This is a genomic window from Paenibacillus sambharensis (assembly GCF_003233845.1).
Classification (GTDB): domain Bacteria; phylum Bacillota; class Bacilli; order Paenibacillales; family Paenibacillaceae; genus Paenibacillus_I; species Paenibacillus_I sambharensis.
Map to the genome: position 1 here is coordinate 428,903 of NZ_QKRB01000044.1, position 13,522 is coordinate 442,424.

General features: G+C 52.9%; 10 protein-coding genes. 7 read left to right on the plus strand and 3 right to left on the minus strand.

What is annotated here, in order from left to right; translation table 11 throughout:
- Positions 1-54: 54 nt before the first annotated feature.
- Both DNH61_RS13315 and DNH61_RS13320 read right to left on the minus strand, forming a co-directional pair.
- Complete coding sequence (locus tag DNH61_RS13315; protein WP_111147137.1) at positions 55-1,467, minus strand: NAD-dependent malic enzyme; 1,413 nt, start codon at positions 1,465-1,467, stop codon at positions 55-57.
- Between the two features lie 124 nt (positions 1,468-1,591).
- Complete coding sequence (locus tag DNH61_RS13320; protein ID WP_111147366.1) at positions 1,592-2,707, minus strand: MGDG synthase family glycosyltransferase; 1,116 nt, start codon at positions 2,705-2,707, stop codon at positions 1,592-1,594.
- Between the two features lie 168 nt (positions 2,708-2,875).
- On the opposite strand from DNH61_RS13320, the gene kapB reads away from it, so the two are divergent.
- Entirely contained in the window at positions 2,876-3,262 is a 387-nt protein-coding gene (gene kapB / locus DNH61_RS13325) for a sporulation phosphorelay system protein KapB (RefSeq protein WP_111147138.1), read from the plus strand.
- A gap of 105 nt (positions 3,263-3,367) precedes the next feature.
- Here kapB and DNH61_RS13330 read toward each other — a convergent pair whose 3' ends face one another.
- Positions 3,368-4,732: a stalk domain-containing protein gene (locus tag DNH61_RS13330; protein WP_111147139.1), complete on the minus strand. Its 1,365-nt coding sequence runs from the start codon at positions 4,730-4,732 to the stop codon at positions 3,368-3,370.
- 385 nt (positions 4,733-5,117) lie between these two features.
- Between DNH61_RS13330 and gltB the strand changes: the two genes are divergently transcribed.
- The 6 genes from gltB to DNH61_RS13355 all read left to right on the plus strand — a co-directional run bounded on the left by gltB (position 5,118) and on the right by DNH61_RS13355 (position 13,345).
- Positions 5,118-9,719 carry a glutamate synthase large subunit gene (gene gltB / locus DNH61_RS13335; protein ID WP_111147140.1) on the plus strand — a complete coding sequence of 1,534 codons (4,602 nt, stop codon included), beginning with the start codon at positions 5,118-5,120 and terminating at the stop codon, positions 9,717-9,719.
- Positions 9,720-10,142: 423 nt separating this feature from the next.
- Positions 10,143-10,295 (plus strand): hypothetical protein, encoded by a 153-nt coding sequence (locus DNH61_RS26405; RefSeq protein WP_181438699.1) that lies wholly within the window; start codon positions 10,143-10,145, stop codon positions 10,293-10,295.
- 302 nt (positions 10,296-10,597) lie between these two features.
- Entirely contained in the window at positions 10,598-11,068 is a 471-nt protein-coding gene (locus tag DNH61_RS13340) for a PilZ domain-containing protein (RefSeq protein ID WP_181438700.1), read from the plus strand.
- Positions 11,069-11,104: 36 nt separating this feature from the next.
- Positions 11,105-11,887, plus strand: coding sequence for a tyrosine-protein phosphatase (locus tag DNH61_RS13345; RefSeq protein WP_111147142.1), 783 nt, complete (start codon positions 11,105-11,107; stop codon positions 11,885-11,887).
- Positions 11,888-11,919: 32 nt separating this feature from the next.
- Positions 11,920-12,678 (plus strand): YveK family protein, encoded by a 759-nt coding sequence (locus tag DNH61_RS13350; RefSeq protein ID WP_181438701.1) that lies wholly within the window; start codon positions 11,920-11,922, stop codon positions 12,676-12,678.
- Positions 12,659-13,345, plus strand: a complete 687-nt coding sequence (locus tag DNH61_RS13355) for a CpsD/CapB family tyrosine-protein kinase (RefSeq protein WP_111147144.1) — start codon at positions 12,659-12,661, stop codon at positions 13,343-13,345. Before DNH61_RS13350 ends, DNH61_RS13355 begins: the two co-directional genes overlap by 20 nt.
- Positions 13,346-13,522: the final 177 nt, after the last annotated feature.

Genomic DNA, 13,522 nt, shown 5'->3' on the forward strand with positions numbered 1-13,522 from the left:
CCAGTTCACCCCTTCTTTTTGCAGCTGCTGGGCATTCTATTCAGGAATGGCGGCTCATTCGCGGGGCGTGCGGCGTGCGGCACCGCTTGCCAAGGCGGCTTGGATGACCCGCCGGCGCACCTCGCTGACCACCCGGCTGTTGAATACACTTGGTATAATATAGAACCGGTTGAGCTCCTCGGGATCGATGACGGCAGCAATCGCTTCAGCCGCTGCCAGCTTCATCGGCTCGTTGATCTCCGAAGCACGGCAGTCCAGGGCGCCCCGGAAAATACCCGGGAAGCACAGAACGTTATTAATCTGATTGGGATAATCCGAGCGTCCTGTGGCGAATACGGCAACGAGATCCTCCGCCTCCTCAGGCCGGATTTCTGGCTCGGGGTTGGCCATAGCAAATACGATGGGGTCTTCTGCCATGGAGATGATGTGCTCTCGCTTCAGCAGTTTGCCGGAGGATACGCCAATGAATACGTCCGCCCCCTTAACGGCATCGGCCAGACTGCCGCTTATTCCGCGGGGGTTCGTGTTCTCGGCATACCACTTCCACATCGGATGGGCGTACTCCTTGCCAGCAGTGAGAATGCCTTCTTTATCCACGCCTACGATGTCACGGGCACCACCGGCCAGCAGCATCTTGGTACAAGCCGTCCCCGCCGCCCCGATTCCGCAGACGACGATCTTGGCGTCCTCAAGCTTGCGCCCTGTAAGCTTAAGGGCATTAAGCAGACCGGCATACAGGACGACGGCCGTGCCGTGCTGGTCATCATGGAATACCGGAATGTCGAGCTCCTGACGGAGCCGCTGCTCGATCTCGAAGCATCTCGGAGCCGCGATATCTTCCAGGTTAATGCCGCCGAATCCGGGGGCAATGGCCTTGACCGCAGCGATTATCGATTCGGTATCCTGTGTATCCAGGCAGAGGGGAAAGGCATCCACATCGGCAAACTGCTTGAACAGCATGGCCTTGCCTTCCATGACGGGCATGGCGGCATGCGGGCCGATATTCCCAAGGCCGAGTACGGCGCTGCCATCAGAGACAACGGCGACCGTGTTCCGCTTAACGGTTAATGTGAATGCCTTGGCAGGGTCTTCATGAATGGCCTGGCAGACGCGGGCCACTTCCGGTGTATAGACCCGTGAGAGATCATCACGGTTCTGGATCGGCGTCTTGGGCTGGACGGTGATTTTGCCGCCCAGATGAAGCAGGAATGTACGGTCGGATACATTAACCAGCCGGATGCCGGGCATCGCGCCGAGCGCTTCCTTGATGGCAGGCACCGCCGCTGTATCGTTTACTTTAACCGTGAGGTCACGAACCGTCCGGTCACGTCCGGTTTCGATTACGTCGATTGCAACAAGATCACCGCCAGCTTGCTCAATTGCACCAGCAGCCTGCCCGAATGCAGCCTGCTGCGTGTCAAGCTCGATACGCAGAATGATTGTTTTGCCGTCCAGTGGTTGAGCCATATCAACTATCGCCTCCAGTTTAGTATATCTATATGTTTACCCGCACCTGCATGCTTCACCCTCACAACGGCATACATACGTTCTCAGGCTTCCATGTGGAGCCTGTATAAAAGAAAAGCGCCGGTTACTGCATCATCTGCAGTACGGCGCGGGAGCATTGTTCCGGGTTATATTGTTGGTTGCGCTTGGACATCAGGGTTCTGCGGAACTGCACAGTGGCATAAGGCTCCTGAATTAGCGTAAGCCATTTGTCTATCGTCTGTCTGCTGTCCAGCATCTCGCCAAATCCGTTGCGGATGAAGTATTCGCAGTTCTCTTCCTCTTGCCCGGGAATCGGCTCATAGAACAGCATTGGGATACCTTTACTGAGTCCCTCGGTACATGTCATGCCGCCAGGCTTGGTGATGAGCAGATCCGATACGTCCATCAGCTTGCTGACTTCTCGAGTGAATCCCAGAATCTTGATGTTGGTATGCTGGAACAGCGGATTGGAAGCCATCTGCTCACGAACCTTCTCGTTGCTTCCTACGCAGAAGATCAGCTGTACCTTCTCCCGGTAGCGGGCCATATATTCGAACAAGTCATTGTCCTGCAGCAGCCCCCAGCCTCCGCCCATAACAAGGACAGTCGGCATGGGCTTGAGGTCGAATTGACGCTGGATTTCGTTACGGTCAAATGTCGTCCAGAACGTCGGGTGGACGGGGATGCCTGTTACTTCAATCCGCGCTGCTGGAATACCGTGAGCCATAAGCTTGCGTTTGACAATGGGCGTGGAGACCAGGTATTTGGTCACTTCGGCATTGGTCCAGGTGCCGTGAGCATCGTAGTCTGTAATTAGCGTATATAGCGGCACATTCAGGCCAAGGCGCTTGAGCCGCCCGACGACAGCATTGGGCACGGGATGTGTACACACGATCAGATCGGGCTTAAGCTGCGCGATGACTTGAGAGGTGTGTGTGTAAAATATCCGGTGCAGCGCCAGCTGCGTGAAGCGGTTCAGCGAACGTTTGTAGTTCGTCCGGTACATCATGCCGACCAGCTTGGGTTGTTTGCTGACGGTTTTGCGGTATGCTGATACGATCCAGGGACCCAGCACCGGGTTAAGAAATTTACCGAGCTCGATTACGCGGGTCTGAATATCAGGATTGAGCTGCTTGATGCCAACGGCCAGCGCATAAGCGGCTTGGGTATGTCCGGAACCGAACCCCTCAGAGAGCAGAAGCACTCTTTTCTTACGCATCGTCTCACCTACTTTTCCTAATACCATATTACGGGAGGAAATGCCGATTGACAAGGTGGTTCGCCCCTTCCGCAGCGCCTTGGCCGCTTAAGTTATTCTAAAGAATTTGAAAAATGAGGTACAATAGAATGAAACTACTTCATTTATACGAATGAAAGGGGCAAAAAGATGAGCCAATCGGCGAAAGATTTTCCCGTACCGGGCCAGATCGTCAGGATGAATTACAAATCCGGTGTCTATATTGGAGAAGTTACGGAAATCAGCGGCCCTCGTGCAGTTGTCAAGGTGCTTGCCGTTGTGAAGCATCCTGAGCAGGGCGATCTTCACAATCCTTACGATCCGGATGTACCGATGTTTCATGAACGACGGGCACTAAGCTATACGGAAAAAGCACTGGCGGTATTCAAGGATTTACAGCCGTACAGCGGGCAGATTCCGGACTACCGGGAGTCGCTTCTCGGCGCCCTGGAGTCAGAACTCGCAGGTCTGGGCAGACTAAGGCGCTGGGCTGACCGCAGTATCCAACAGCTGGAAGCGCTGCGCACCGAGTATTAAGGCGGAAGCGGGCGCGCCTGGTGCTTGTCATTTCTGTACAGGCTCGCCCAAGCTCCGTTATCTTCTAGTTACCATAATGTGCTTGTCACTAGTCTACGTCCGATGTTATGGATTAATGAATGCTGTTTTTATTGGAGCCCGGTAAACAACCTGATAACCCAGCCCGTCAGCAAGCACGGCCAGCGGCACATAGGTCTTCTGTTCTTTGCCCGAGCGCTGGAGGAAAGGCGGCGAATCAATCGTGACAGGCTTGCCGTCTACGAGCATTTGGTTCGATCCGATGGTGAGCGCAACCTGCCGGCTTCCAAGCTTGATGGCAGCTGTCTTGGATGAGGCATCCCATGACGTCTCCGCCCCCATGGCATCGGCAATATCCCGCAGAACCAGATACGACCTGCCATTTTTGACGATTGGCTTGAAGGGGGTTATAACCTCTTTGCCGCCTACAACAACCGAGATGGGGTTGTCGGCAGCTCTTGGAGCGGCTGAGCGAACCTCGCCCCACACTGCTTTGGCGAAAGCCTCACCCATAGCCGTATACCCGCTTTGGGTAGGGTGAATATCTTTTCCCTTGGAAGCTACTATAGTTGTATACTTCGTTTCATTATTAATAAAGGATTCCCCGACATAGGCCGGTTTAACCCTGTACCCATCCGCTGTATACCGCCCGCTGAGCTCATTCAGCTTATCACGGAACTTTGCTGAAACCTCTTGTACATAGCGATAATCCGATTCCTGTACACCAAGCAGCTTATTATTAGGAAGCGGTGAGTACAGATCAGCGGCCACAACCTGTGCTTTGGGATTGATAGCCAGAATGCTGCTCAAGGCGGCGGAGAAGGAAAGGTCGAATTCAGATAGCATGCTGTTGATCCAGGCATCCGTTTCTTCCCGTGACTTGCCGGACTTGATAAGTTCTATCATGGGTGAGAAATCATTTGAGCCAATCGTAAGGATAACCAGGTCGGCCTGCTGGAGCTGATCCCTGATTTCGGCTGCTGAAGCTGCGACTTTATCGGACCCGCGGGGATCAGGAAGACCCGTCTGCACCTCTGCGCCTGTGAGTGGTCTGCTCTCTGCGGCGGCGCTTACCAGCCGTTCCAGTCCAGCCGTCTTCAAGCCCAGAATGCCGTAATTGGCAACCTCTGTTCGGAAGCCCTGGAACAGGGCCTGCTCGTATACACGTTCGACGTAGCCATATGGAATCGGATTTGCCTGGTGTTCCATGCCAAACTCATAGCCTACTGTCAGGGAATCGCCAAGGGCCACAATCCGGAAAGCCTGGTCCTCCTGTATAGCTGCTGCCTGTGCAACTGCATAAGGAACAGCGCGCTGCTTAAGGCTTTCGGCATAGGCCGAGGCCGACAGCGGGACTGTCAACAGTGACAGGCTGACAGCGATCGCTGCCATGCGTTTGACATACGGTCTGGAGGATGGAGAAGGGGAGGATTCCCTGAATTTTCTATACATCGCATACACGTCCTTTGGTATATTGATAGTATGTTCATGAAGAAAAATGCATAAAAACAAGCACTCTGTTAAGGATTCCTTATCACTACCATAAAAATATTAAATTGATATCGGTATAGGGTGATGTTAGAATAATATAATAATGAAAATGCGGAAACTGGCCGTTTTTGCATGATTTTGCCGGCAAAAGCCTGGTAAACGGCTGTAACAGGTTCCGAGGTATCTATGGGCGGGATTTTCGATTGGACAATGAAATCCGTCTCCGCAATTTCCATTTTATGATAAACCAAGCCGGAATTGAAGCACGTTTTTTTGTCGGTGTATCCGCCGCATTGAACGGCTGCCGGATGTTGTCCAAAATTTTCTGATAGAAAGGTTGCACGAAATGAAAGAACATCGTTTGGGATTGCCGCCGAAGCAAGGCCTCTACGATCCGCAGTTCGAGAAAGATGCCTGCGGGATGGGCTTTGTGGCAAACATCAAGGGGAACAAGTCGCACACGATCATTCGTCAGGCGTTAACCGTTCTGGAGAACATGGAACACCGCGGCGGTCAGGGAAGTGAAGCGAATACGGGAGACGGTGCGGGAATTATGCTCCAGCTTCCGCATACGTTCTTCGTGCGTGAATTGCAGAAGCAGGATATTACACTGCCTGCAGAGGGAGACTATGCTGTTGGCATGCTGTTCCTGCCGCAGGATGAAGCGATTCGTGCCGAGCAGGAGCGCCGCCTGGAAGAGATTATTCGCGAGGAAGGCCAGCAGTTTCTGGGCTGGAGAACCGTTCCGACGAATGATGAGAAGCTTGGCGAATCCGCCAGAGCGGTAAAGCCTTATGTCCGCCAGGTCTTTATCGGCCGGGGAGAAGGCGTAGAGGGCGAGCTGCCATTTGAACGCAAGCTGTATGTGATCCGCAAGCGCGCAGAGCTGGCGATCCGTTATGCGGGATTGGCAGGCGGAGACTCCTTCTATTTCCCGAGTCTCTCCAGCAAGAAGATTGTTTATAAGGGCATGCTCACGACTGAGCAGGTGCGTTCCTTTTATATTGATTTGAATGATGAAGCGATGGAGACAGCAATCGCGCTTGTCCACTCCCGTTTCAGTACGAATACGTTCCCCAGCTGGGAGCGGGCGCATCCGTACCGCTATCTGATTCACAACGGCGAGATCAACACGCTTCGCGGCAACGTGAACTGGATGCACGCGCGTCAGACCCTGTTTGCATCCGAGCTGTTTGGCGAGGATATGAACAAGATCAAGCCGGTTGTTAATCCCGACGGTTCGGATACGGCGATGTTCGATAACACGCTGGAATTCCTGTACCTGGCCGGCCGTTCGCTGCCGCATGTAGCGATGATGATGGTGCCTGAGCCTTGGTCCAACCATGAGAGCATGAGTGAAGAGCGCAAGGCGTTCTATGAGTATCACAGCACGCTGATGGAGCCGTGGGATGGCCCCGCCGCGATGGCGTTCACGGACGGTACGCAGATCGGTGCGGTGCTTGACCGTAACGGTCTGCGTCCGGCGCGTTACTATGTAACGAAAGATGATGTGATCATTCTGGGCTCCGAAGCGGGCACTGTTGAGATTGCTCCGGAGAACATCTTGTATAAGGACCGTCTGCGTCCAGGCCGCATGCTTCTTGTCGATACGAAGGAAGGGCGCATCATTGCCGATGAGGAAGTGAAGGCGCGCATAGCAGCCGAACAGCCTTATAGAGAGTGGCTGAACGAGCATCTGGTTGGTCTGGAGGAGCTGCCGGAAGCTGTTGAGCTGCCTGAGCCGGATCATAAGACGGTACAGCGCCGCCAGCAAGCCTTCGGATATACCTTCGAGGATCTGCGCAAGGTGCTGGAGCCGATGGCTGGCAGCGGTGTTGAGCCAATCGGCTCGATGGGCTATGATGCTCCGCTGGCTGTTTTGTCTGAACGTCCCCAGCGTCTGTACAATTACTTTAAGCAGCTGTTTGCCCAGGTAACGAATCCGCCGATCGATGCTATTCGCGAGGAGATTATTACCGCAACAGGCACGACAATTGGACCTGAGCGCAACCTTCTCAATCCAGAACCTGAGAGCTGCCGGCATATCAAGCTGGCAACGCCTATTCTCTCCAACGAAGAATTCGCGAAGCTGCGCCATATCCGCCGCCCAGGCTTCAAGGCGATCACCATTCCAATCTTCTTCCCGGCAGACGAGGGAGAAGCGGGACTGCGTGCAGCGCTCAAGACGATGTGTGAAGCGGCAGACCGTGTCATCGCACACGGACACAATATCATTATCCTGTCCGACCGCGGGATCGATAAGGAGAACGCCGCTATACCGGCCTTGCTGGCTGTCTCGGCACTGCATCACCATCTGATCCGCACGGGCATGCGTACGAAGGTCAGCCTGATGCTGGAATCCGGCGAGCCAAGAGAAGTGCATCACTTTGCTCTCCTGCTTGGTTATGGGGTAAGTGCCGTGAATCCGTATCTTGCGTTTGAGACGCTTGACGACATGATCCGTCAGGGCATGCTGCGCGGCATTTCACATGAGAAGGCCGTCAAGAACTACATTAAGGCAGCTACCAAAGGCGTTGTGAAGATTCTGTCCAAGATGGGGATCTCCACGATCCAGTCGTACCGAGGTGCGCAAATCTTTGAGGCCGTTGGTCTGAAAGAAGAGGTCATTGACGAATTCTTCACCTGGACACCGTCCCGTATTGGCGGTATCGGTCTGGACGTAATCGCTGATGAAGCGCTCAAAGCCCACAAACGCGGTTATGACGACAAGGAAGGCGTAGACCTGGAGCTAGACTCTGGCGGGGAATACCAGTGGCGCAAGGACGGGGAGGAGCATCTGTTCAACCCGCAGACCATTCATACGCTGCAAATGTCCACCCGTGCGAATGACTACGCATTGTATAAGAAATATTCCCACCTGGTTCAGGGTGAGGATCGCAAATACGCAACGCTTCGTTCCCTGCTTGGCTTCAAGAAGGGCAATCCAGTACCGCTGGACGAGGTTGAATCGGTTGACAGCATCGTGAAACGCTTCAAGACTGGTGCCATGTCCTATGGCTCGATCAGCAAGGAAGCTCACGAGGCACTGGCGATTGCGATGAACCGCATCGGCGGTAAATCCAATACTGGTGAAGGCGGGGAAGATCCGGATCGTTTCACGCCGGACGCTAACGGCGATTCCCGCCGCAGTGCGATCAAGCAGGTTGCTTCCGGACGCTTCGGCGTCACGAGCAATTACCTTGTGAATGCGGATGAAATTCAGATTAAGATGGCGCAAGGCGCCAAGCCTGGCGAAGGCGGACAGCTGCCAGGCCGTAAAGTATATCCTTGGGTTGCCGAGGTGCGGGGCTCTACGCCTGGTGTTGGTCTGATCTCACCGCCTCCGCATCACGATATCTACTCGATTGAAGACTTGGCAGAGCTTATTCATGACCTGAAGAACGCTAACCCGCGTGCCCGTATTAACGTTAAGCTTGTATCCGAGGTTGGCGTTGGCACAATCGCTGCCGGCGTGGCCAAGGGCCGTGCTGACGTGATTTTGATTAGTGGTTATGACGGCGGAACCGGGGCTTCTCCAATGGCATCCATGCGCCATGCGGGTCTGCCTTGGGAACTGGGGCTCGCCGAAACGCATCAGACGCTGATGCTGAATAATCTGCGCGACCGGGTTGTAGTAGAGTGCGACGGCAAGATGATGAACGGACGCGACCTTGCGATCGCGGCGCTGCTCGGAGCAGAAGAGTTCGGCTTCTCCACAGCACCACTTGTTGTACTTGGATGTGTCATGATGCGGGTATGTCAGCTGGACACTTGTCCGGTAGGCGTAGCTACACAGAATCCGGAGCTGCGCAAGAAGTTCATGGGTGATCCGGCGTACGTGGTCAACTACATGCGTTTCGTGGCGGAGGAGCTGCGTGAAATTATGGCAGAGCTTGGCTTCCGTACCCTTAACGAGATGGTAGGCCGTTCTGATATGCTGGAGACGAAAGAAGCAATCGGTCATTACAAAGCGAAGGGCCTTGACCTCTCGCCTCTGCTTCATCAGCCGGAAGTGCCGGTTGAAGCCTCACGCTTCTGCGTGCAGGAGCAGAATCACGGTCTGGATGAGTCGCTTGACGTACGCGAACTTCTCCCAAGAGCCCAAGCGGCAATTGAATCCGGAGAAGCAGTGCGTGCCACCTTCCCGATTTGCAACACGAATCGCGTAGTGGGCACCATTCTTGGCAGTGAAGTAACCCGTAAGTACGGGCTGCAGGGACTGCCTGAAGATACCATTAACTTCCACTTCGTGGGCTCGGCAGGTCAGAGCTTTGGTGCCTTCGTACCGAAAGGGATCACATTGTCGCTCGAGGGCGATTCGAATGACTACGTTGGTAAAGGATTGTCCGGCGGTAAGATCGTCATTGCTCCATCTCCGAAGGCTACATTTAAGGCTGAGGAGAATGTTATCATCGGCAACACCGCTTTCTACGGAGCGACCGGCGGAGAAGCTTACATCCGTGGTATCGCAGGCGAACGCTTTGCGGTCCGTAACAGCGGCGTGAAGGTGGTTGTAGAGGGCGTGGGCGACCACGGCTGTGAATATATGACGGGCGGGCGAGTAGTCGTTCTGGGGACAACAGGACGGAACTTTGCAGCCGGTATGTCTGGCGGTATCGCCTATGTCTACGACCAGGCTGGTGACTTCGTGAACCGCTGCAACCTGGAGATGGTTGGACTGGAGCGCATGGAATCTGAGCAGGAGCTGGCGGAACTGAAGCAGATGATTACGAATCATGTCATGTACACGGATAGTGTTCCAGGACAATATATTCTTGATCATTGGGAAGAGGAAGTTCCAAAGTTCGTGAAGGTTATTCCGAAGGACTTCAAGCGGATGCTGGAGCAGATTGAGAAGATGCATGCCTCTGGTCTTACTGGAGACGAAGCACTGCTTGCTGCATTCGAAGCCAATATGCGGGAACTGGCGCGTGCTGGCGGCAATTAATTTAATAACCCTATGAGACTATAGGCCTAGGATGGTGTTCCCTCTTGCGGGAGCACCATTTTTTTGTTACTTATACCCACTTCAGAACCGATGAAACATTAGAGTTTTTTTATGGATTTCGACAAAAAAATAGAATGAAGGTTTACATGATACGACAGACAGAGCAGGGTGCATCCGTTATAATGGCAATGTTGTGATTTCCAAGGGATTCCTTTTGAGTTAGAATTCTGTCTGCAGGCCTTGGACTGACTATTTTCCGCATATAATAAGTATTTGAAACCAAATCTCAATCATTTATTCAATTTCATGTTTAAGTATGTAGCGTAGCGGGTAAATGGACAGGCTGGGGTAATCGACAGATGCTGATAGCGTTTAGAGGTTCATTCACAATGAATTAGAACAGTAAAGGCTGGGAGTGTGGGTATGATTAACAACGGAGCTAATCGGTTGCAGGCAATCGAGGGTGAACAGAAGACTCTGGAAGTATATGAGGTGCTAGAGCAGCTAGGCATTTCGAAAGCAAAATGGATCGAATTTTACATAAGCAGTGCACAGGAGGCAGCCTCGGGTGAGTGAGAGCTTAACCGTTAATAAGGAGCCGGAACGGACTGGCCGCATCAAGATGCGGGTTCGTAATGGTTCCTTTTTTCTTTGCTTTTCTGACAACTGAGCTGCTTCATTCAAGGGTAAGGGGAAGAATTTGGAGAACACGGCTGAGGGTTTACAGAATAACACGTTGGATTGTGTCGTATATAAGGAATCTTAATAAAAAAACGCTTGACATGTTACAGATCGTATCGTAAATTAAGAGTGCAAATTGATACAAAATGTATCCTAAATATGCATACAAAAAACGTAGCAGAGGACGGTACAACCTAATGACTGGCTTGTTAACTTTAGAGAAGTTGAGAGCACAGAGCCAGCTGCGTATCAAGCTATCCGATATCACACAAGCCGTTATGTCGGTGGTCGAGGTAGCAGGCAGCCGGGTTCAATCAGGTGAAAGGCCGATATTAATTACAACTCTCGATGAACAAGGTCTGAGCATGCTGACATCGCTGAGGATTCCAGTTCGTCAGGATTATAAACTGGGCTTCCAAATTTCCATCAACGGACACAAATTATTCCTTACCGGCGAATGTATATGGCAAAGGGATGAAGACAACCTGTATCATTACGGCATCCGCTTCATACAAAGCGTGCAGGAACGGGAAGCGTTATGGTGCAAGCTTGCCGGTTACAGCCACCCGCTGCTTCCAGACCGCGATCAGATCCATGAGCTCTACAATAGGATGAGCAGTGTTGAATACGAACTGGAGCTGTCGGCATCCGTGAACCTGGTCAGCTGATGGACATAAATGAAGGCTCTAAGGAGTACATGTGCCATGATTGATACACATTGTCACATTTTGCCTGGATTGGATGACGGCCCGCAGGACTGGGAAGAGTCGATACGGATTGCGAGAATTGCCTTCTACGGAGGCATACAGACAATCGTAGCGACCCCGCATCACGGAAGCCAGCACTATCGCAACCCGGCGGCAGATATTCAAGCTTCTGTTAACCGTATGAACGAGAGATTGAAACAGGCTGGTGTGCCGGTACTGGTGTTGGCTGGGCAGGAGTACTTGCTTGGCGAGGATTACCGGGAAGAGCATCTCACTGGCCGGCTGCAGAGCTTGGGAGGATCAACGCCTTACCTGCTGGTGGAGCTGCCTGCTCATGAGGTTCCGGCATATTTCGGGCCTTTCGTTGATTATATGCAGCGCTATGGGATAACGGTCGTGATTGCACATCCGGAACGCAACCGGCAGTTCATGAGAAGGCCTGAACAGATGTATGGCTGGATTGAGAGAGGCGTTCGTTTCCAGGCTACCGCGCATTCTATACTCGGGCTGGGCGGGCGGAAGGTGCAGGCGGCGGTTCATGAAATGTGCCGCCATCGCTGGATTCAGCTGATTGCTTCCGACGCGCATAATACCCGGACAAGAGGCTTTCAGCTTCGTGAGTCCCTGGTACGTGTAAGGCTGGAGCATGGAAGGGAATTCGCAGACCTGTGCGAAGCGAATGCTGAGCATGTGCTTGCAGGCCGTGATCTGGTCGTAGCCGACCCGGTAAAGCCTTATCGCAAGCGAACGCTGCTGGGCCGGATATGGGGCGGCAGTTAAATAAGAATCTGGATGATGAGAGGAGCTTGAAGATGAATTTGGACATGAAGGATTTAATGCGTATCATTCGCAAGCGGGCATGGATAATCGGACTGCTGATTGTGTTGGCGGGAAGTGCGGTGGGGTTCTATTCCTACCAATATATAGAGCCGGTATATGAAGCGTCCTCTAAGGTGATTGTCAACAAAACCAGGATTGTAGAAGGGGTCGAGGATGTAACCTTTCAGGACCTCAACGCTCAGGTGCAGATGATTGGAACTTATAAGGAGGTAGTCAAGACACCATGGCTGCTGGATGATGTCGTTCAGAAGCATCCGGAACTCCAGACCACTGCATCCGAGCTGGCAAGCAAGCTGGAAGTAAGTTCGCCGGCTGGTACACAGGTTATGACCTTCAAGATTTCGGACACGGATTACCGCAGAGCGGCTAATATGGTCAATGCGGTAACGAGTGAATTTGTAGCGAAGACGCCTGAGGTTATGATTGATAACCTGACCGTGCTTAACCGGGCGAATCCGGAAGCCGCGCCGAGTCCGGTAAGCCCGAATCCCGAGCTTAATATCGTGATTGCGGTTGTGCTGGCTCTGATTGCAGGTGTAGCCATTGTGCTGATTGTGGAATACTTCGATGATTCGATCCAATCCGAGGAAGTTGTGCGCGAATATCTGGACCTGCCGACACTGGCAGTAATTAATCATATCAAGGCTTCGGACCTGAAAGGAACGAACCGTTACCCAACCAACAAGACGCAGAAAGCAGGGGAGGCAAACTATGCTGCGGCAAAATCTTAAACAGGCGATGGTTACCGAGATTAACCCATTCTCACCGGTCTCCGAGTCGTTCAGGGCGCTCCGTACTCATCTTCAATTCGTTAACCAGGACGAGCCCCTGCGGGTCATTACAGCAGCATCTGCTGCAAGCGGTGAAGGCAAGACAACAACCTTAGTTAACCTGGCAATAGCTTATGCACAAGAAGGCAAGCGTGTCGTTCTTATAGACGGCGATATGCGCCGGCCGAATCTGCATCATGTGTTTGCAGAGAGCAACCATGTCGGCCTTTCCAACTGTCTGCGTGACAAGCTGGAGGCAACCGAGGTTATGAGATCGACTGCGATTGGAGGATTGTTCCTTATCCCGTCTGGCCCGATCCCTCATAACCCGGCAGAGCTGCTTGCAAGCCGCCAGATGAGAGAGCTTGTGGAACAGCTTAAGGGAAAAGCGGATGTCGTGCTGATTGACGGGCCGCCTGTACTGGCCGTAACCGACTCCAAGCTGATCGCATCCTACTGCGATGGTGTCGTGCTTGTTGTTCACACCTCCAAGTCCAAGCGCGAGCTGGTGAAGAAGGCGAAGGAACAGCTGGAAGCAGTCAAAGCGCGGGTACTCGGCGTCGTTCTGAACGGACAGAAGCATCAGGCTAATAAATCAGTGTACCAATACGAACGGGCTGCGAAGTAGCAGCCGGTCACATTTACAGGATATAAGGGAACATCAGCGCTTAATCTCTGCAGTCAACGCTGCGGGCGGGCGCTAAGGTAATGCCTACCAGACCTTTATCATTGTAGGCACTCGGCCGTGCTGTGGGCGATATTCGCCTTAGACGTTAATCGTCAAGGGTGCGGTGATGAGGAGGGG